Origin of the sequence: Ancylobacter novellus DSM 506 (assembly GCF_000092925.1) — a bacterium.
In the GTDB taxonomy this organism is placed as follows: Bacteria; Pseudomonadota; Alphaproteobacteria; order Rhizobiales; family Xanthobacteraceae; genus Ancylobacter; species Ancylobacter novellus.
Genome location: NC_014217.1, coordinates 1,451,933 through 1,471,231 on the forward strand (window position 1 = coordinate 1,451,933; position 19,299 = coordinate 1,471,231).

The following is a 19,299-nucleotide window of genomic DNA, read 5'->3' on the forward strand; positions in this document are numbered from 1 at the left end:
ATGCTGGAAGTCAACGACGTCAACCTCTTCTACGGCGCGGCACAGGCCCTGCGCGGGGTTTCGCTGAAGGCCGAGGCCGGCAAGGTCACCTGCGTTCTCGGGCGCAACGGCGTGGGCAAGACCAGCCTGATGCGCGCCATCGTCGGCCAGGCGCCCGTGGCGAAGGGCGCCATCCGCTTCAACGGCGAGGACATCACCACCATGGCGCCGTCCGAGCGGGCGCGGCGCGGCATCGCCTTCGTGCCGCAGGGGCGCGAGATCTTCCCGCTGCTCACCGTGGCGGAGAATCTGGAGACCGGCTTCGCGCCGCTGAAGCGCGCCGACCGTTTCATCCCCGACGATGTGTTCTCGCTGTTCCCGGTGCTGGATTCGATGATGCGGCGGCGCGGCGGCGACCTGTCGGGCGGCCAGCAGCAGCAGCTCGCCATCGGCCGGGCGCTCACCATGCGTCCCAAGATGCTGGTTCTCGACGAGCCGACCGAGGGCATCCAGCCCTCGATCATCAAGGATATCGGCAACGCCATCCGCTACTTGCGGAGCAAGGGCGACATGGCCATCGTGCTGGTCGAGCAGTATTTCGACTTCGCCAAGGAGCTCGCGGACCATTTCATCGTGATGGAGCGCGGGGCTGTGGTGATGTCGGGCGACGGCGCCGCTCTCGAGGACCCGGATGTACGCAACCGCATTGCCGTCTGACGCCGTGCCGGCGACCATCCCGGTCGAGCGGCGGGGCTCCGGACGGGTTCTCGTCGAAGTGCGCGGGGACGGCGGCCGGACGGTGCGCGGGCGGATCGAGGAGGAGGGGTTCGCGCGCGTGCGCTTCCCGCTCTCCGGCCGGCGCGGCGGCGCGCTGGAGGCGGTGATGATCAACACCGGCGGCGGGCTCGCCGGCGGCGACCGCTCGCAAACCGTCCTCCATGCCCTGGAAGCTGCCCAGTTTGTGGTCACGACGCAGGCTGCCGAGAAGGTCTATCGCTCGGACGGCGCGGTCTCGGGCATCGATGTCGATCTTTCCGTGGCGGCGGGCGCCAGCCTCGACTGGATGCCGCAGGCGACCATCGTCTTCGACGGCGCCCGCATCGAGCGCTCCATCTCAGCGGAGGTTGCGCCCCAAGGCCGGCTGCTGCTGGTCGAGCCGGTGATCCTCGGGCGCACCGCGCGCGGCGAGCGCCTCAGCCATGGCCTTCTGTTCGACCGCTGGCGCATCCGTCGCGGTGGCAGGCTGGTCTATGCCGACGGGCTGCAACTCGACGGCGATATCGCCGGGGTGCTGGACCGCCGCGCCACGCTCGGCGGCTGGGCCGCCTTCGCCACGATCCTGCTGGTCGCGCCGGATGCCGAGGGCCGGCTGGAGGCCGTCCGCGCGGCGCTCGGCCTGCCGGATGAGCTGCCGGAGAACCTCGATGCCGGCGCCAGCGCCTGGGACGGCATGCTGTCGATCCGGCTGCTGGCGCGCGACGGCGCGCCGCTGGAAGCCGCGATCCGCCGCGTCGTCGGCGCGCTCGGCATCGCCGAGATACCGCGCATCTGGCATTCCTGATGCAGGTAATACTGACTTTTGCAGAGCCGGAGACGCAGTGATGAACCTCAGCCCGCGCGAGAAGGACAAGCTCCTCGTCGCCATGGCGGCCATGGTGGCCCGCCGCCGCCTCGAGCGCGGCGTGAAGCTCAACTACCCCGAGGCGGTGGCGCTGATCACCGACGTGGTGGTGGAGGGCGCGCGCGACGGCAGGACGGTCGCCGAGCTGATGACGCTCGGCACCACCGTGCTCTCGCCGGAGCAGGTGATGCCCGGCGTCGCCGAGATGGTCGTCGAGATCCAGGTCGAGGCGACCTTTCCGGACGGCACCAAGCTCGTCACCGTGCACGAGCCCATCGCCTCCGCGCATCATGAAGGCGCGCCGGGCGAGATCCTGCACGAGGAAGGCGAGATTGAGCTGCTGGCCGGGCGGGAGTTCGTCTCGCTCACCGTCGCCAATACCGGCGACCGGCCGATCCAGGTCGGCAGCCACTACCATTTCTTCGAGACCAACCCGGCGCTCGCCTTCGAGCGCGACAAGGCGCGCGGCATGCGCCTCGCCATCCCCTCCGGCACCGCGGTGCGCTTCGAGCCGGGCCAGAGCCGCGAGGTGAAGCTCGTGGCGCTCGCCGGCAAGCGGGAGGTCTACGGCTTCCGCCAGGACGTCATGGGCAAGCTGTGACCCTCTTCCGCCGCTGATTGGTACCCGCTCGAACGGAATTTTCCATGTCCATCAAGATTTCCCGCGCCACCTATGCCGAGATGTTCGGGCCGACCACCGGCGACCGCGTGCGGCTGGCAGATACGTCGCTCATCATCGAGGTGGAGAAGGACCTCACCGTCTATGGCGAGGAGGTGAAGTTCGGCGGCGGCAAGACCATCCGCGACGGCATGGGCCAGTCGCAGGTGATGCGCGCCGAGGGCGCGGTCGACACCGTGATCACCAATGCGCTGATCCTCGACCACTGGGGGATCGTCAAGGCCGACATCGGCATTCGCGACGGGCGCATCCACGGCATCGGCAAGGCCGGCAATCCCGATATCCAGCCAGGTGTCGACATTATCATCGGCGCCTCGACCGAGATCATCGCCGGCGAGGGCAAGATTATTACGGCTGGAGGCTTCGACAGTCACATTCATTTCATCTGCCCGCAGCAGATCGAGCACGCGCTGATGAGCGGTGTCACCACCATGCTCGGCGGCGGCACCGGCCCCGCCGCCGGCACCAACGCCACGACCTGCACGCCCGGGCCATGGCACATCGAGATGATGCTGCGCGCCTTCGACTCTTTCCCCGTCAATCTTGCTTTGTCCGGCAAGGGCAACGCCTCGCTGCCCGGCCCGCTGATCGAGATGATCGAGGCGGGGGCCTGTTCGCTCAAGCTGCATGAGGACTGGGGCACGACGCCGGCGGCGATCGACAACTGCCTGTCGGTGGCCGACGAGTACGACATCCAGGTGATGATCCACACCGACACGCTCAACGAGAGCGGCTTCGTCGAGGACACCATCGCCGCCTTCAAGGGACGCACCATCCACGCCTTCCACACGGAAGGGGCGGGCGGCGGTCACGCGCCGGACATCATGAAGGTGGCTGGCCTGCCCAACGTGCTGCCGTCCTCGACCAATCCGACGCGGCCCTTCACCATCAACACGCTCGACGAGCATCTCGACATGCTCATGGTGTGTCACCACCTCGACCCGCTGATCGCCGAGGACCTCGCCTTCGCCGAGAGCCGCATCCGCAAGGAGACCATCGCAGCCGAGGACATCCTGCATGACCTCGGCGCCATCTCGATGATGAGCTCGGACAGCCAGGCCATGGGCCGGCTCGGCGAAGTCATCACCCGCACCTGGCAGACCGCGCACAAGATGAAGCTGCAGCGCGGCCTGCTGCCGGGGGACAGCGAACGCAACGACAATGCCCGCGCCAAGCGCTACATCGCGAAATACACGATCAACCCGGCCATCGCGCACGGCGTCTCCCGCCATATCGGCTCGGTGGAGACGGGAAAGCTCGCCGACCTCGTCGTCTGGTCGCCGGCCTTCTTCGGTACCAAGCCGGACATGGTGATCAAGGGCGGTACCATCGTCGCGGCGCAGATGGGCGATCCCAATGCCTCCATCCCGACGCCGCAGCCGGTGCATTACCGGCAGATGTGGGGCGCCTATGGCAAGGCCCGCACCGCGACCAGCCTGACCTTCGTCTCGCAGGCGGCGATCGACCTCAATGTCGGCCACAAGCTTGGGCTGGAGAAGCGCACCGTGGCGGTGGAGAATGTGCGCGGCGGCATCTCCAAGGCATCGATGGTTCACAACAGCGCGACGCCGCATCTGGAGATCGACCCGGAAACCTATGAGGTACGGGCGGATGGCGAGCTCCTGACCTGCGCCCCCGCCACCGAGCTGCCCATGGCGCAGCGCTACTTCCTGTTCTAAGTGTGGGAGGGCGCTCTGTTTCAGCATCCTTCGAGGCCCGGCCTTGCCGGGCACCTCAGGATGAGGGCGCTCAAGAAACCACCTCATCCTGAGGTGCGAGCGCAGCGAGCCTCGAAGGATGCTCCAGCCGAGCGCCGCCCCTCTACCCGGAGTTTCTCCATGATCCGTGCCCGTTCGCTTCTGCCCGCCGGCAGCTGGGATGCCGCCACCGCCGCCGACCGTGTCGTGCTGCCGCATGACGGGCGCTACCGCCGCCGCATCGCCATGCGCGGGGAGAACGACGTCGCTTTCCTGCTCGACCTCGACGAGGCGACGCGGCTGAGGGACGGTGACGGGCTGGCGCTGGAAGACGGGCGCGTCGTGGCCGTGGTTGCCGCCGAGGAGCCGGTGGCGGAAATCGTGGCGCAGGATGCCCATCACCTCGCGCGGCTCGCCTGGCATCTCGGCAACCGGCACGTGCCCGCTGAGCTGCTTGCCGACCGTATCCGCATCGCCCGCGACGGTGTGCTGGAGGAGATGGCGCGCGGCCTCGGCGCCACCGTCGAGGTGGTGGAAGCCGCCTTCGAGCCGGAGGGCGGCGCCTATGAGGCCGCCGAGGCACACGGCCATCACGACCATGATCATGGCCACCACCATCACGAGCATGGCGAGGCCTGCGGCTGCGGGCACGATCATTCCCACGATCACGACCATCATGGGCATGATCATTACGCGCATGAGCGGGACGTGCTGCATGTCCACGGTCAGGAGCACGACCACAAGCACGAGCATGCACACGCTCACGAACATCATGGCCACGAGCACAAGCATGGCGAGGCGTGCGGCTGCGGGCACGACCATTCCCATGACCATGCCCAGCATGATCACGACCACTCGCACGATCACGACCACCATGGGCACGGGCACGACCACCGCCATGGCTGATGCGGACGGGCCGGCAGAGGGCGCGCGCGGCGAGCCCGCACCCGACCTGCTGGCGCTGTTCGTCTGGCTCTCGCCGGCCTATCCGGTCGGCGCCTTCGCCTATTCGCATGGCCTCGAATGGGCGGTGGAGACGCAGGACATCTCGGATGTCGCTTCGCTCACCCGCTGGGTCGACGACCTCCTGCACCATGGCGGCCCCTTTGCCGACGCGGTGCTGCTCGCCCATGCCTATCGCGCCTTGCGCGAGGGCGACGATGCCCGCCTCGTCGAGGTGCTGGAACTGGCGGCGGCCTTCGCGCCCTCGCGCGAGCGGCAGATGGAGACGCTGAACCAAGGCGACGCCTTCCTCGCCGCCACCCGTACCGCCTGGCCGGCGCCGGCGCTGGAACGGCTCTCCGCGATCTGGGACGGGCGCGTCGCCTATCCGGTCGCGGTCGGCATCGCGGCGGCGGCGCACGGCCTGCCGCTGGAGGCGACGCTCGCCGCCTATCTCAACGCGGTGGCGGCGAACCTGATCTCCGCCGCCGTCCGCCTCGTGCCGCTCGGCCAAACCGACGGCAACAGGGCGCTGGCAGCGGCGACGAAGACCGTACGTGAGGTCGCGCCGCTGGCGCTCGACGTGCCGCTGGACCGGCTTGGCGGGGCTGCACTCAAATCCGACATCGCGTCGATGCGTCACGAGACGCAGTACACGCGGCTGTTCCGAAGCTGAAGGCGAGGGGAAGCATCATGGCAAGCAGCAGCGGACCCTTGAGGGTCGGCATTGGCGGGCCGGTCGGCTCTGGCAAGACGGCGCTGATGGAGGCGCTGTGCCGAGCCTTTCGCGAGCGCTACGACCTCGCGGCCATTACAAACGACATCTACACAAAGGAGGATGCCGAAATCCTCACCCGTGCCGGCGCGCTGCCGGCCGAGCGGATCATGGGCGTGGAGACCGGTGGCTGTCCGCACACCGCCATCCGCGAGGACGCCTCCGCCAACCTCGCCGCCATCGCCGAGATGCGTGGCCGCTTTCCCGCTCTCGACCTGATCCTCATCGAATCGGGCGGCGACAATCTCGCCGCGACCTTTTCGCCCGAGCTCGCCGACATCACCATCTACGTCATCGACGTTTCGGCCGGTGAGAAAATCCCGCGCAAGGGCGGGCCGGGCATCACCCGCTCGGACCTTCTCGTCATCAACAAGGTCGATCTCGCGCCGCTGGTCGGCGCCTCACTGGAGGTGATGGACCGGGATTCGCGCCGCATGCGCGGGCGCCGGCCCTTCGTCTTCGCCAATGTGCGGGCCGGCAGCGGAGTGGACGAAGTGGCGCGCTTCATCGAGGAAGCGGGTGGCCTGGTCCATGCATCTGCCGAAGGTGCGGCGCACTGACAGCCCGGACGTGCTTCGTGTACTTCTGGTTGTGCGTCAGATGCTATAGTTGTGGTGGGATCTTGGCGGATGGGGCGGCCGGCAGGGTTTGATGTTCGATTTGAGGTATCATAAAGCTTTCTGAACTGGGGCCGTTACGCTCCCTGCCGATCCGCCAAGGTGTGTGATGGCATATCCGCTACCGGAAAATGAAGCCGAAAGGCTCGCCGAGCTTCACGCGTTGCAGATTCTCAATACGGCACCTTCGGCCGCGCTGGAGGGCGTGTGCGTGCTCGCGCGCGAGATGCTGGGCGTGTCCAGCGTGGCCGTCAGTCTCATCGACCGCGACCGTCAATGGTTCAAGGCGAAGGCCGGCGTGGACATGGATGGCACGTCGCGCGAGCACTCCTTCAGCGCCTGGACCATCATGTCGCCCGACGTGATGGTGGTGCCGGATGCGCGCGAGGACCCGCGCTTTGCCGACAACATCTTTGTCACCGGCGAGCCGTTTATCCGTTTCTATGCCGGCGCACCGCTGGCGCTGCGGGCAGGGCTGAACATCGGCGTGCTCTGCCTGTGGGGGCCCGAGCCGCGGACATTGTCGGCCTCCGAGACCGAGATCATCACCCACCTGTCGCGCATCATCGTCGACCAGTTCCGCCTGCACGAGGCGACGCAGCGCACGAGGCGCGAGCTCGAATACCGGCGGATGAGCCAGGGGCTCTTGGAGATGCAGAGCCGCGAGCTCTGGCGCCGGCAGAGCCTTCTCGCCCAGACGGAGCGGCTGGCGAAGATTGGCGGCTGGGAGTTCGACGTCGCGACCGAACGGCTCAACTGGTCGGACGGCATCTACCGCATCTACGGGTTTGCCCAGAGCGTCGAGCCCGATGTGCAGTTGGCCCTGTCGCATTTCCCGCCGGAGGCGCGCCAGCACTTCCAGAAGAAGTTCGAGGCGGCGCTGCGCAACCGCGAATCCTTCGAGATCGAGCTGCCCTTCGTTGACGCGCATGGCAACCATCGGCTGGTGCGCAAATCCTGCGCGGTGGAGGTCGACGGCGACGGTGAGCTGCGCGCCTTCGGCATGCTGCAGGACGTCACCGAGCAGAAGGAAGCCGAGCAGCGCATGTGGCACATGGCCAATCATGACGCGCTGACCGGCTTGCCCAATCGCGGGCTGATGCGGGAACGGCTGGAGGCGGCGCTGCGCCGCTCGCGCCGGTCGCGCCGCTATGTCGGCGTGCTGCTGGTCGATCTCGACCAGTTCAAGGACGTCAACGACACGCTCGGCCACGACGCCGGCGACGCGCTGCTGGTGGAGGCGGCGCAGCGCCTCGGCGGCTGCATCGGCGATGTCGACATGGTGGCGCGCCTCGGCGGCGACGAATTCATCGTCCTGCTCACCCGCATGGACAGCCCGACTGACGCGATGGTCGCGGCGCAGCACGCGCTCTCGGCGCTGAGGCTGCCCTTCAGCTACCGTCGTACCGTGCTTTCCTGTCGCGGCAGCATCGGCATCGCCGTGGCGCCCGAGCACGGCACCGACCCTTCGACGCTGCTCAAGAACGCGGACATCGCCCTCTACCGCGCCAAGGCGGCGGGGCGAGGCGTCGCGGTCGAGTACGACATGCGGATGCAGCAGGCGACCGAGAAGCGCATCCAGCTCTATGCCCGCGTGCGGCTGGCGCTGAAGAACGGCGAGTTCCAGCCCTACTACCAGCCCAAGGTGTCGCTGCGCAGCGGCGCCATCGTCGGCTTCGAGGCGCTGCTGCGCTGGCGTCATCCGCGCCGGGGCCTGCTCGGCCCGCAGGAGTTCGGCCAGGTGTTCGACGATGCCGACCTTGCCGGTGCCATCGGCGAACGGGTGCTGGAGCTGGCGACGCGCGATATGGCCGCCTGGGTCGCGCAGGGCTGCGAGTTCGGCCATGTCGCCATCAATATGAGCTCGTCCGAATTCACCCGCGGCGGGCTGCCGGAGCGGGTGCTCACGGCGCTCGACAATTCGCACATCCAGCCCGAGCGCCTGGCGATAGAGGTCACCGAGACCGTCTTCCTCGGTCGCGGCACGGAGATGGTGCGCCACAGCCTGCAGTCGCTGAACCATGCCGGCGTGCGCATCGCGCTGGACGATTTCGGCACCGGCTACGCCTCGCTCTCGCACCTCAAGCAGTTTCCTGTGGATCGCATCAAGATCGACCGCTCCTTCGTGCACGACATCGAGCACGATATCGATGACGCGGCGATCGTGCGCGCCGTCATCCATCTCGGCCAGAGCCTTGGTATCGAGACCGTGGCCGAGGGCGTCGAGACGCCGGCGCAGGCTGCCTATCTGCGCGCCAATGGCTGCGATCTCGCGCAAGGATTCCTCTATTCCAAGGCGCTGCCAGCCTCGCGCATTCCGGCGCTGCTGCGTGGCTGGGACGCGGCCGACGTCATCGCCACCGAGTCCGCCAAGGCGGTCGACATCGCCAGCTGACGCCAAGCCGTCGCCTCCGGGACACATCGCCCGCTGGATTCGTCTGGTATGGTTTGGTGGCTCGGAGGGATTCCACCAGATGACGCCAATGAACGCGGGCCGGCGCGGAAGACCCGGTCCGCTCTACACGTGGGCCGGCCTGCGCCTGCCCAGCCGGATCATCGAGCTGTTCGATGCCGCCAGCCGCTCCGATCGCCGCGCCTGCCTGTTCCTCGTCCTGCTGACCCTCGTCGCGCTGCTGCCGGGCTTCTTCTCCATCCCGCCGGTCGACCGCAACGAAGCGCGTGCCGCGCAGGTGACACGGCAGATGCTGGACACCGGCGATTTCACCGAGACCCGCCTCGGCTGGGAGACCCGGCACACGCAGCCGCTCGGCCTGCACTGGATGCAGGCGGCGGTGGTCGCTGCGGCGGACCTCGTCGGCGTACCCGGCGCCGAGCGCCGCATCTGGCTCTACCGGCTACCCTCGCTCGCCGCCGCCATCGCCAGCGTGCTGCTGACCTATTGGGCGGCGCTGGCCTTCGCGCACCGGCGCGCCGCGATGTTCGCTGCCTGCCTTCTGGCCAGCAGCGTGGCGCTCAGCGTGGCCGGTCGCCTCGCCGTGCCGGAGACGGCTCTGCTCGCGGCCATCGCGGCGATGATCGGTTCAATGGGGCGGCTCTATCTCGACGAGCGCCATGGCGAGCCGGCCGAGGGGCCGGCGCAGGCGCACAGGCAGGCGCAACTCTCTTTGATCTTCTGGGGCGCGCTGGCCTTCGCGCTGTTCGCCAAGGGACTGATCGCGCCGCTCTATGTGCTGCTGCCGCTGGCGACGCTGGCGATCGTCGACCGTACCGCGCGCTTCCTCAAGCGGGCGAAGTCGCTCATAGGTCTCGGGCTGATCGTGCTGGTGGCGGGCGGCTGGTTCCTGTTGCGGCGCTACGCGCCGCCCGAGACGCATGAGGAGTTCGTCGCCCGGTTGCTGCTGGGGCGCGTCGCGCCCGACTATCAGGGCTTCAACGGTCCGCCCGGCGCCTATCTGCTCATGTTCTGGGGCCTGTTCTGGCCGGCGGCGCCGCTCGCCGCGCTGGCCGTGCCGATGCTGTGGAGGGCGCGGCGCATCGGTGCCGTGCGCTTTCTCCTGGCCTGGGTGCTGCCGGCCTGGCTGCTGTTCGAGCTCCTGCCGGCCAAGGTGCCGGCCTATGTCGGCCCGACCCTGCCGGCGATCGCCATCCTCATCGCCCTGGCGGTCGAGCGCGGCGCGATGGCGCTGGGCAATACGCGGCTCGCCCGGCTGCTCTGGCTGTGGCCGCTGATCGGCGCTGCGATTGCGGTCGCCGCGCTGCTCGGCCTCGCCGTCTTCGACCACACCACCAGCCTGCTCGCCTGGCCGCTGCTGCTGATCGGCTTCTTCGCGCTGGTGACGGCGGCGGGCTCGGTGCGGGACTACGGCGTCGAGAAGGCGTCACTGGCGGCGATCGCCGGCATGCTGGTCTCCGGCTTTGGGGTGATGCAGCTGGTGCTGCCGCAGATGTGGAGTTTCTGGATCTCGCCGCGCCTCGTCGCGCTGGCGGAGCACGAGCCCTGCGCAGTGCGCGGTGCCGACATCCTCGTCGCTTCGGCCGGCTACAGCGAGCCGAGCCTCGCTTTGCTGCTGGCGCAGCCGCCCCGCTTCGTCGACGGCGCCGGGGCCGCCGACTTCCTCAAGGAGGGCGGCTGCCGCGTGGTCTTCGTCGAGGGTCGGCACGAAGCACGCTTCGCCCGCCGGGCCGAGGCGCTCGGCCTGCGTATCGGGCGCGGCGCCGAGGTCCGCGGCTTCCAGTATAACGGCCTGCGGGTTGTGCGGCTGACGCTCTACCGCGTCGGCTCCTGAGCGTCGCGCACCGCCGCCAGCGTCCCGAAACCTTGTTCGAGGTCGGCGAGGAGGTCGGCCGGGTCTTCCAGCCCGATATGCAGGCGGATGGCCGGCCCGCCCGGCGCCCATGTGGTCGCGCTGCGGTAGCTGCTGCAGTCGAACGGGATGGCGAGGCTCTCGAAGCCGCCCCAGCTATAGCCGAGGCCAAACAGTTCCAGACTGTCGAGAAAGGCGTCGACCGCCGCTTTCGGCGCGGGCTGCAGGATGAAGCTGAACAGGCCCGAGCTGCCGGTGAAGTCCCGCTGCCAGATTGCGTGGCCGGGATGGCGCGGCAGGCCGGGATGCAGCACCTGCTTCACTTCCGGCCGCTGTTCCAGCCAGTGCGCGACGGTGAGCGCGGATGCCTGATGATGCGCGAGCCGCACCGCCAGGGTGCGCAGGCCGCGCGCGGCGAGGAACGCGTCCTCCGGCGCCACGGTGAGGCCGAGGTCGCCATGGACCAGCTTCAGCCGGCGCCAAAGGCGTTCATTGGCGGAGATGGTGCCGAGGTTGAGGTCGGAATGGCCGCCGACGTACTTCGTGCCGGCCTGGATCGAGACGTCGACGCCGAAATCGTGTGGACGGAAGAACAGCGGCGTCGCCCAGGTATTGTCCATCAGCGTGACGATGCCGCGCTTGCGGGCGATGTCGACGATGGCGGGCACGTCCTGGATTTCGAATGACTGCGAGCCTGGCGACTCCAGGAAGATGGCGCGCGTGTTCGGCCTGAGGAGCTCCTCGATGCCACCGGCGACGAGCGGGTCGTAATAGGTGGTCTCGATGCCGTAGCGGCGCAGCACTTCGTTGCACACCCGCCGCGTCGGTTGATAGGCGGTATCGACCATCAGAAGATGGTCACCCGCCTCCAGCACGGCCAGCAGCGCGGTGCTCACGGCCGAGAGACCGGAAGGGGTGAGCACGGTGCCGGCACCGCCTTCCAGCCGGGTTATTGCTACCTCCAGCGTCTCCACCGTCGGGTTGCCGCGCCTTCCATAGGAGTAGCGTCCCGTGTGGCCTTCGAGGTCGGCCACCGTCGCGGAGAGCACCGTCGAGCCGCGCACGATGGGCGTATTCACGAAGCCGTCAAAGCGTTGCGGATCGCGGCCGGCCGTGACCAGCTCGGTCTCGACCGAGCGTTTGCGGACGGCTCCGCCTTCCGATTGTTCTGCCATTCGTTTTGCCTGCCGACCTGTGCTGCGGGGCGCCAATTGGGAGTGGACGAGGCGCCTACGTCAAGCGCTTGACCGGACCGGATTACGGCGTTCTGATGACGTGGCGTCTGTAGGGGGAGACGGGGAAGGCTGGTTCGCGGACTGTCCAGCCACCCGTCAGACGAAGGACGTAGGCATGCCCCGCTTCCTAACGCCAATCGCGGCATGCGAATTGCTTTTTCTTCCGCCCGTGTCGTCCGCGTGCCGCGCGGCCGGTACGCCAGCTCAAAACCGAATGAAGAAGGCTGCCAACATGAAACGCCTCCTCTCCACGTTCGCCATCGCCGGGGCCTTCGGGCTGTGTGCGGTCAGCGCGCAGGCCGCCAAGCTCGACCAGGTGAAGTCGAAGGGCTTCATCCAATGCGGCGTCAGCCAGGGCCTGCCGGGCTTCTCGACCCCGGACGACAAGGGCAACTGGACGGGCCTTGACGTGGATTTCTGCCGCGCCGTCGCCGCAGCGGTCTTCAACGATCCCACCAAGGTCAAGTTCACGCCGCTCTCGGCGAAGGACCGCTTCACCGCGCTCCAGTCGGGCGACATCGACATCCTGTCGCGCAACACGACCTGGACCATCACCCGCGATACCTCGCTGGGCCTGAACTTCACCGGCGTCACCTATTATGACGGCCAGGGTTTCATGATCCGCAAGGACAAGAAGGTGAACTCGGCGCTCGAGCTGTCCGGCGCTTCGGTCTGCACCCAGACCGGCACCACCACCGAGCAGAACCTCGCCGACTATTTCCGCGCCAACAACATGACCTACGAGGTCATCGCCTTCGCCACCAATGACGAGGTGGTCAAAGCTTATGACGCGGGTCGCTGCGACGTGCTGACGACCGACCGTTCCGGCCTCGCGGGCGAACGCCTCAAGCTCACTAATCCGGACGACCACGTCGTGCTGCCGGAGATCATCTCCAAGGAGCCGCTCGGCCCGGTGGTCGCCCATGGCGACGACCAGTGGTTCGACATCGTGAAGTGGGTGCTCTTCGCCCAGATCAACGCCGAGGAGCTCGGCGTGACCTCCAAGAACGTCGACGAGCAGCTGAAGTCGGCGACCAATCCGGAGATCAAGCGCCTCGTCGGCACCGAGGGCAAGTTCGGCGAGGGCATGGGCATCGGCAATGACTGGGCCTACCAGGTCATCAAGGGCGTCGGCAATTACGGCGAGATGTACGACCGCAATGTCGGTCCCGCCACGCCGCTGAAGCTCGAGCGCGGCGCCAATGCGCTGTGGACCAAGGGCGGCCAGCAGTACGGCATGCCGATCCGCTGACAAACAGGGCTCCCGGCGGCATGCCGGGAGCCCTCGCTTTTTCCCGCAAAGCCGGCGGCACGTCCGGCGCGGGATTTGTTGGCCTCGGAAGAGGCGAGGGGGACCATGTCGGACCTGGTGTTAGAGCCCGTCCAAGGGCGCTCGAATAGCGCGTCGTTCATCAACGACCCGAAAGTACGCAGCATCGGCCTGCAACTCGTCGCGCTGATACTCGTCATCCTGCTCGGCTGGATGTTCGCGGAGAACGCCCGCGATAACCTCGCGGCGCAGAAGATCGCGACCGGCTTCGGCTTTCTCGACAACACCGCCGGCTTCGGGATCAGCCAGACGCTGATCCCCTATAGCGAGACATCCACCTATGGCCGTGCCTTCCTCGTCGGCCTGCTGAACACGATACTGGTGGCGGTGGTCGGCATCTTCCTCGCCACCATCATCGGCTTCCTGGTCGGCATCGGCCGCCTGTCGAAGAATTTCGTCGTGAGGCTGATCTCGACGACCTATGTCGAGGTGCTGCGCAACCTGCCGCCGCTGTTCCAGATCCTGTTCTGGTACCTCGCCGTGCTCAGCGCCATGCCGAGCCCGCGCCAGAGCATCTCCGTCTTCGGCGAGGTCTTCATTTCGAACCGCGGCCTGATCATCCCGCGCCCGCTGTTCGGCGAGGGCACGGGACTGGTGCTGTGGGCCTTCGGCGCGGCGCTGCTCGCCGTCATCCTGATCGGCTACTGGGCCCGCGGGCGCCGCGAGGAAACCGGCCAGCGCTTCCCCATGCTGTGGGTGGGGCTCGGCATCCTCGTCCTCGTGCCGCTCGCCGCCATGATCTACACCGGCTTCCCGATCACCTTCGAGCGGCCGGAGCTGAAGGGCTTCAACTTCGCCGGCGGCGTGCGGGTCATCCCGGAATTCGTGGCGCTGACGGTGGCGCTCGCCACCTACACCGCCGCCTTCATCGCCGAGAACGTCCGCTCCGGCATCATGGCGGTGAGCCACGGGCAGACCGAGGCGGCGCATTCGCTGGGGCTGCGCAACGGCCAGACGCTGCGCCTCGTGGTCATCCCGCAGGCCATGCGGGTGATCATCCCGCCGCTGACCAACCAGTATCTCAACCTGACCAAGAACTCCTCGCTCGCGGTCGGCATCGGCTATCCCGACCTCGTGGCAGTGTTCGCCGGCACCTCGCTGAACCAGACCGGGCAGGCGATCGAGATCATCGCCATCACCATGGGCGTCTATCTCGTGCTGTCGATTCTCACCTCGCTCATCATGAACGCCTACAACAAGCGCATCGCGCTGGTGGAACGGTGAGGGCGCGCCGATGAGCCTTACCTTCGACGACGGGACCTTCATCCGCACCGAAATGGTGGCGCCGCTGCCGCCGCCGCGGCGCCAGGTCGGCGCCATCGGCTGGATGCGCGAGAACCTATTCTCCAGCATCCTCAACACCGTGCTCACCCTTGTGGGCCTCGGGCTGGTGTTGCTCATCGTGCCGCCACTGGTCCGTTTCATGTTCATCGACGCGGTGTGGACCGGACAGAGCCGCGAAGCCTGCCTCGCTCCCGGGACCGGCGCCTGCTGGCCGTTCATCAACGCGAAGCTCGGCCAGCTGATCTACGGCTTCTACCCGATCGACCAGCGCTGGCGGCCGAACATCGTCTTCGCCGCCGGCGCCGTCCTGCTCGTGCCGCTCCTGGTGCTGAGCTGGCCCTTCAAGAAGCTCAACGCCTTCCTGTTCTTCGTGATCTACCCGATCGTCGCCTTCATCCTGCTCACCGGTGGCAACATCCAGCTGGAAGCCTTCCTGTTCGAGCATTTCGGCCTCCTCCACTCGGTGTTCGGCCATGTCCATGTGGCGGGGGTGAACCTGATTTTCTGGGCCGACTACATCCTCACCGCGCTGGTCGTCATGGCGGCGATCGGCGGCGTCATCCGCCTCATTGGTGGCGACGGCCGGGCGGCGGCGCGGGCGACCATGTGGGTCTTCCTCGCCTTCGGCCTGCTGGTGCTCGCCTGGGACATCGACTTCGGCCTGCCCTATGTCGAGACGCGGCAATGGGGCGGGCTCCTGGTGACGCTGGTGATCGCGGTGACCGGCATCGTCGCCTCGCTGCCGCTGGGTATCGCCCTGGCGCTCGGGCGGCGTTCGCAGATGCCTATCGTGCGCCTGCTCTCGGTGGTCTTCATCGAGTTCTGGCGCGGCGTGCCGCTGATCACCGTGCTGTTCTTCGCCACCTACATGCTGCCGCTGTTCCTGCCGCAGGGCTCGAACCCGGACGGGCTGCTGCGCGCCCTTGTCGGTGTCGCGCTGTTCTCGGCCGCCTATATGGCCGAGGTGATACGCGGCGGCCTGCAGGCGATCCCTAAGGGCCAGTATGAGGGCGCCATGGCGGTGGGCCTGACCTGGAGCCAGATGATGCGGCTCATCATCCTGCCGCAGGCGCTGACCCTGGTCATTCCCGGCATCGTCAACAGCTTCATCAGCCTGTTCAAGGACACGACGCTGGTGCTGATCGTCTCGATCTTCGACTTCCTCGGCCAGCTCCGCGCGTCCTTCACCGACCCTAACTGGGCGAGCCCGGTGACGCTCTACACCGGCTTCGCCTTCGCGGGCGTGGTCTACTTCCTCTTCTGCTTCGGCATGTCGCGCTATTCACTCTTCGTGGAGCGGCGGCTGAACACCTCTCACCGGCATTGACGGAGGCCCTTATGACCGAAGCTCATTCGATCGTCCCGAGCGACGAACTGCCCGCCGTGCATACGCCGCCGAGCCGGGAGGTCGCGGTGGAGCTTTCCGGCGTGCACAAATGGTATGGCGAGTTCCATGTGCTGAAGGACATCAACCTGCGGGTGCTGCGCGGCGAGCGCATCGTCATCTGCGGGCCGTCGGGCTCGGGCAAGTCGACCATGATCCGCTGTATCAACCGGCTGGAGGAGCACCAGCAGGGCTCGATCATCGTCGACGGCATCGAATTGACCAACGACCTCAAGCGCATCGACGAGATCCGCCGCGAGGTCGGCATGTGCTTCCAGCACTTCAACTTGTTCCCGCACCTCACCGTGCTGGAGAACCTCACTTTGGCGCCGATCTGGGTACGCAAGACGCCCAAGAAGGAGGCGGAAGAGCTCGCCATGCACTTCCTGCGCAAGGTGAAGATCCCCGAGCAGGCCAACAAGTATCCCGGCCAGCTCTCCGGCGGCCAGCAGCAGCGCGTCGCCATCGCCCGCGCGCTGTGCATGAAGCCGAAGATCATGCTGTTCGACGAGCCGACCTCGGCCCTCGACCCGGAGATGGTGAAGGAGGTGCTGGAGACCATGGTGAGCCTCGCCGAAGAGGGCATGACCATGCTGTGCGTCACCCATGAGATGGGCTTCGCCCGTCAGGTGGCGAACCGGGTGATCTTCATGGATGCCGGACAGATCATCGAGATGAACGAGCCGGAAGCCTTCTTCTCCCACCCCCAGCACGAGCGCACCAAGCTCTTCCTCAGCCAGATCCTGCACTGAGATATCTGGTAGTCGGCAAATAAAAGGCCGGGCGCTGGCGCCCGGCCTTTTCGATTCGAGGCTTGTGAGCCGGCTTTAGTCCGCCGGGCCGGTGGCTACGGGCTTGTCGGAGGAGCCCCATTCGGTCCACGAGCCGTCATAGAGCGCCTTGGGCGGGGTGCCGATGACGTCGAGCGCCAGCCACAGGATCGCCGCCGTGACGCCCGAGCCGCAGCTGGTGATGACCGGCTTCGACGGATCGATGCCGGCGGCCGCGACCGCCGCGCGGATCGCCGCCGGATCGACCAGGTGGCCGTCCTTCACCACTTCCGACACTGGCAGGTTGCGGGCGCCGGGGATATGGCCGGGGCGCACGCCGGCGCGCGGCTCCGGCACCTCACCGCGGAAACGTTCGGCCGCGCGGGCGTCGAGCACCTGCGCGCTGCCCTCGGCAAGCCGCTTCGCCACCTCGTCGATCGAGGCGACCCAGTTGCGGTCGAGCTTTGCGTCGAAGCGGGCGGGGTAGTGCGGCGCCTCGCCGCTTTCCGTCGGATGGCCTTCGGCGAGCCATTTGGGGAAGCCGCCGTCGAGAATCTGCACGTCCACGGCGCCGAAGGCATGCAGCGTCCACCAGACGCGCGGCGCGGAGAACAGGCCGGCGGTGTCATAGACGACGATCTTCATCGTCCGGCCGATGCCGAGCGCTTCCATCGCCGCGGTGAACAGCGTCTCGGTCGGCAGCATGTGCGGCAGGCCGCTGGACGGGTCCGAGATGGCGTCGATGTCGAAGAACACCGCGCCGGGAATGTGCGCCTTGAGATACTCGTCGCGGCCGCTGCGGCCCGTGGCCGGCATGTGCCAGGACGCGTCGACGATGACGAGGTTCGGCGCGCCGAGATGGGCGGCCAGCCATTCAGTGGAGACGAAGCGGCTATCTTCCGGCATGGCGGACTCCGAGGGAAACAACGCTCAGGCCCAGGCGAGCCGCACGCGGCGGTTCTGCTGGCCCTTCTTCTCGATCTTGCTCACCTGCACCGCGCCGATCTCCTCGAGGCTGCGCACATGGGTGCCGCCGCAGGGCTGCAAATCGAGCCCGGCGATCTCGACGAGGCGAACCTTGCCGGTGCCCATGGGTGGCTTCACCGCCATAGTCTTGACCAGGCCCGGATTGGCGAGGAGTTCCTCGTCACTGATCCAGCGCTCGGATACCTTCGCCCCGCTGGCGATCATCTCCGCGAGCCTCGCGGTGATCTCGTCCTTGTCGAGCCCGGCCTCGGGAATGTCGAAATCCAGCCGGCTCTCCTCCTCGCCGATGGAGCCGCCGGTGACCGGAAAGGGTAGGGCGACGGAGAGCAAATGCAGCGCCGTGTGCATGCGCATGCGGCGGTGGCGCGTCGCCCAGTCCAGCCGCAGCGTCACCGCCTCGCCCGGTTCGGGCAGGATGGGGCCGCCGACGGGCACATGGACGATGTCGACCTTGGAAGGACCGTAGATGGCGGTCTCGATCGGGATCTCGGTGCCATTCGTGCGCAGCAGCGTGCCGCGGTCGCCCGGCTGGCCGCCGGCGGTGGCGTAGAACACCGTGCGGTCGACGACGATGCCGCCTTCCGGCGTCACCGCGGTCACCACGGCCGGCGTTTCCTTCTGGTAGGCGTCGTCGCGGAAGAGGAGAATGGTAGCCATCAGACCAGCATGTTGGGGACTTCGACGTCGCGTTCCAGCCAACCCGGCACGGGCAGGCCTTTTTCGCGCAGGAAGGCCGGATTGAAGAGCTTGGACTGATACCGCGTGCCGTAGTCGCACAGCACGGTGACGATGGTGTGGCCGGGGCCGAGCTCCTTCGCCAGCCGGATCGCGCCGGCGACATTGATGCCGGAGGAGCCGCCGAGGCACAGGCCCTCGAATTCCAGCAGGTCGAACACGATCTGCACCGCCTCGGCGTCCGGGATCTGGTAGGCGATGTCGATCGGCGCGCCTTCGAGATTGGCGGTGATGCGACCCTGCCCGATGCCCTCGGTGATGGAGGAGCCCTCCGACTTCAGCTCGCCGGTGGTGTAGTAGCTGTAGAGCGCGGCGCCGAACGGGTCGGCGAGGGCGATCTTCACTGCCGGGTTGCGCTCCTTCAGCGCGATGCCGGTGCCGGCCAGCGTGCCGCCCGTGCCGACGGCGGCGACGAAGGCATCGACCTTGCCGTCGGTCTGCTGCCAGATCTCCGGGCCGGTGGTCTCAATATGCGCCAGCCGGTTGGCGACGTTGTCGAACTGGTTGGCCCAGACGGCGCCGTTCGGCTCGGTCTTCGCCAGCGCCTCGGCGAGGCGGCCGGAGACCTTCACATAGTTGTTCGGGTTGGCGTAGCCGACCGCCGGCACCTCCACCAGCGTGGCGCCGGCGAGCCGAAGCATGTCCTTCTTTTCCTGGCTCTGGGTGTCGGGGATGACGATCACCGAACGGAAGCCCAGCGCGTTGCCGACCAGAGCGAGGCCGATGCCGGTATTGCCGGCCGTACCTTCGACGATGACGCCGCCGGGGCGCAATTCGCCGCGCGCCACCGCGTCCTGGATGATGAAGAGCGCCGCGCGGTCCTTCACCGACTGGCCGGGATTGAGGAACTCCGCCTTGCCGAGGATGGTGCAGCCGGTGGCTTCCGAGGCACGCTTGAGCTTGATGAGCGGCGTGTTGCCGACCGCCTCGACCAGACCGTTCCGGATGTCCATGATTTTTTGAGTTCTGCTGCCGTGCTTCAAGGGTTCACGAAATTAG

Annotated in this window: 17 protein-coding genes; 13 read left to right on the plus strand and 4 right to left on the minus strand. The window is 67.5% G+C overall.

What is annotated here, in order from left to right; all coding sequences use genetic code 11:
* The 9 genes from urtE to SNOV_RS06955 all read left to right on the plus strand — a co-directional run bounded on the left by urtE (position 1) and on the right by SNOV_RS06955 (position 10,557).
* The gene (gene urtE / locus SNOV_RS06915) at positions 1 to 696 is read left to right on the plus strand and encodes an urea ABC transporter ATP-binding subunit UrtE (protein WP_013166202.1); all 696 of its coding nucleotides are present in this window, start codon (positions 1 to 3) and stop codon (positions 694 to 696) included.
* Positions 671 to 1,540 carry an urease accessory protein UreD gene (locus tag SNOV_RS06920; protein WP_013166203.1) on the plus strand — a complete coding sequence of 290 codons (870 nt, stop codon included), beginning with the start codon at positions 671 to 673 and terminating at the stop codon, positions 1,538 to 1,540. The genes urtE and SNOV_RS06920 overlap by 26 nt, the downstream gene beginning before the upstream one ends.
* A gap of 40 nt (positions 1,541 to 1,580) precedes the next feature.
* Complete coding sequence (locus tag SNOV_RS06925) at positions 1,581 to 2,201, plus strand: urease subunit gamma (RefSeq protein WP_013166204.1); 621 nt, start codon at positions 1,581 to 1,583, stop codon at positions 2,199 to 2,201.
* A gap of 44 nt (positions 2,202 to 2,245) precedes the next feature.
* Entirely contained in the window at positions 2,246 to 3,958 is a 1,713-nt protein-coding gene (gene ureC / locus SNOV_RS06930) for an urease subunit alpha (protein ID WP_013166205.1), read from the plus strand.
* A 159-nt stretch (positions 3,959 to 4,117) separates the two neighbouring features.
* Positions 4,118 to 4,882, plus strand: coding sequence for an urease accessory protein UreE (locus tag SNOV_RS06935; RefSeq protein WP_013166206.1), 765 nt, complete (start codon positions 4,118 to 4,120; stop codon positions 4,880 to 4,882).
* Entirely contained in the window at positions 4,875 to 5,594 is a 720-nt protein-coding gene (locus tag SNOV_RS06940) for an urease accessory protein UreF (protein WP_013166207.1), read from the plus strand. Before SNOV_RS06935 ends, SNOV_RS06940 begins: the two co-directional genes overlap by 8 nt.
* A 17-nt stretch (positions 5,595 to 5,611) precedes the next feature.
* Positions 5,612 to 6,253 carry an urease accessory protein UreG gene (ureG, locus tag SNOV_RS06945; protein WP_013166208.1) on the plus strand — a complete coding sequence of 214 codons (642 nt, stop codon included), beginning with the start codon at positions 5,612 to 5,614 and terminating at the stop codon, positions 6,251 to 6,253.
* Positions 6,254 to 6,473: 220 nt separating this feature from the next.
* The gene (locus tag SNOV_RS06950) at positions 6,474 to 8,705 is read left to right on the plus strand and encodes a putative bifunctional diguanylate cyclase/phosphodiesterase (RefSeq protein WP_187291099.1); all 2,232 of its coding nucleotides are present in this window, start codon (positions 6,474 to 6,476) and stop codon (positions 8,703 to 8,705) included.
* Positions 8,706 to 8,784: 79 nt separating this feature from the next.
* A complete protein-coding gene (locus tag SNOV_RS06955; protein ID WP_013166210.1) occupies positions 8,785 to 10,557 on the plus strand; it encodes an ArnT family glycosyltransferase in 1,773 nt (590 codons plus the stop codon).
* On the opposite strand, the gene metC is transcribed toward SNOV_RS06955, so the two are convergent.
* A complete protein-coding gene (metC, locus tag SNOV_RS06960) occupies positions 10,539 to 11,750 on the minus strand; it encodes a cystathionine beta-lyase (protein WP_013166211.1) in 1,212 nt (403 codons plus the stop codon). The two genes, SNOV_RS06955 and metC, sit on opposite strands and share 19 nt — an antisense overlap.
* A 292-nt stretch (positions 11,751 to 12,042) precedes the next feature.
* Between metC and SNOV_RS06965 the strand changes: the two genes are divergently transcribed.
* From SNOV_RS06965 to SNOV_RS06980, 4 genes are all read left to right on the plus strand, one after another.
* On the plus strand, positions 12,043 to 13,062 hold the full coding sequence (locus SNOV_RS06965; RefSeq protein ID WP_013166212.1) for an amino acid ABC transporter substrate-binding protein: 1,020 nt from the start codon (positions 12,043 to 12,045) through the stop codon (positions 13,060 to 13,062).
* A gap of 105 nt (positions 13,063 to 13,167) precedes the next feature.
* Positions 13,168 to 14,364, plus strand: a complete 1,197-nt coding sequence (locus tag SNOV_RS06970; RefSeq protein ID WP_013166213.1) for an amino acid ABC transporter permease — start codon at positions 13,168 to 13,170, stop codon at positions 14,362 to 14,364.
* A 10-nt stretch (positions 14,365 to 14,374) separates the two neighbouring features.
* The gene (locus SNOV_RS06975; protein ID WP_013166214.1) at positions 14,375 to 15,751 is read left to right on the plus strand and encodes an amino acid ABC transporter permease; all 1,377 of its coding nucleotides are present in this window, start codon (positions 14,375 to 14,377) and stop codon (positions 15,749 to 15,751) included.
* An 11-nt stretch (positions 15,752 to 15,762) separates the two neighbouring features.
* Complete coding sequence (locus SNOV_RS06980) at positions 15,763 to 16,560, plus strand: amino acid ABC transporter ATP-binding protein (RefSeq protein WP_013166215.1); 798 nt, start codon at positions 15,763 to 15,765, stop codon at positions 16,558 to 16,560.
* Between the two features lie 75 nt (positions 16,561 to 16,635).
* Here the strand turns inward: SNOV_RS06980 and sseA are convergent, their stop codons facing one another.
* Genes sseA through SNOV_RS06995 form a run of 3 tightly spaced genes read right to left on the minus strand, consistent with a single transcriptional unit; the run spans position 16,636 to position 19,253 of the window.
* Entirely contained in the window at positions 16,636 to 17,484 is an 849-nt protein-coding gene (gene sseA / locus SNOV_RS06985; protein ID WP_013166216.1) for a 3-mercaptopyruvate sulfurtransferase, read from the minus strand.
* A 24-nt stretch (positions 17,485 to 17,508) separates the two neighbouring features.
* Positions 17,509 to 18,222, minus strand: a complete 714-nt coding sequence (locus tag SNOV_RS06990) for an alanyl-tRNA editing protein (protein ID WP_013166217.1) — start codon at positions 18,220 to 18,222, stop codon at positions 17,509 to 17,511.
* Positions 18,222 to 19,253 (minus strand): cysteine synthase A, encoded by a 1,032-nt coding sequence (locus SNOV_RS06995; RefSeq protein ID WP_013166218.1) that lies wholly within the window; start codon positions 19,251 to 19,253, stop codon positions 18,222 to 18,224. The genes SNOV_RS06990 and SNOV_RS06995 overlap by 1 nt, the downstream gene beginning before the upstream one ends.
* Positions 19,254 to 19,299 lie beyond the last annotated feature (46 nt).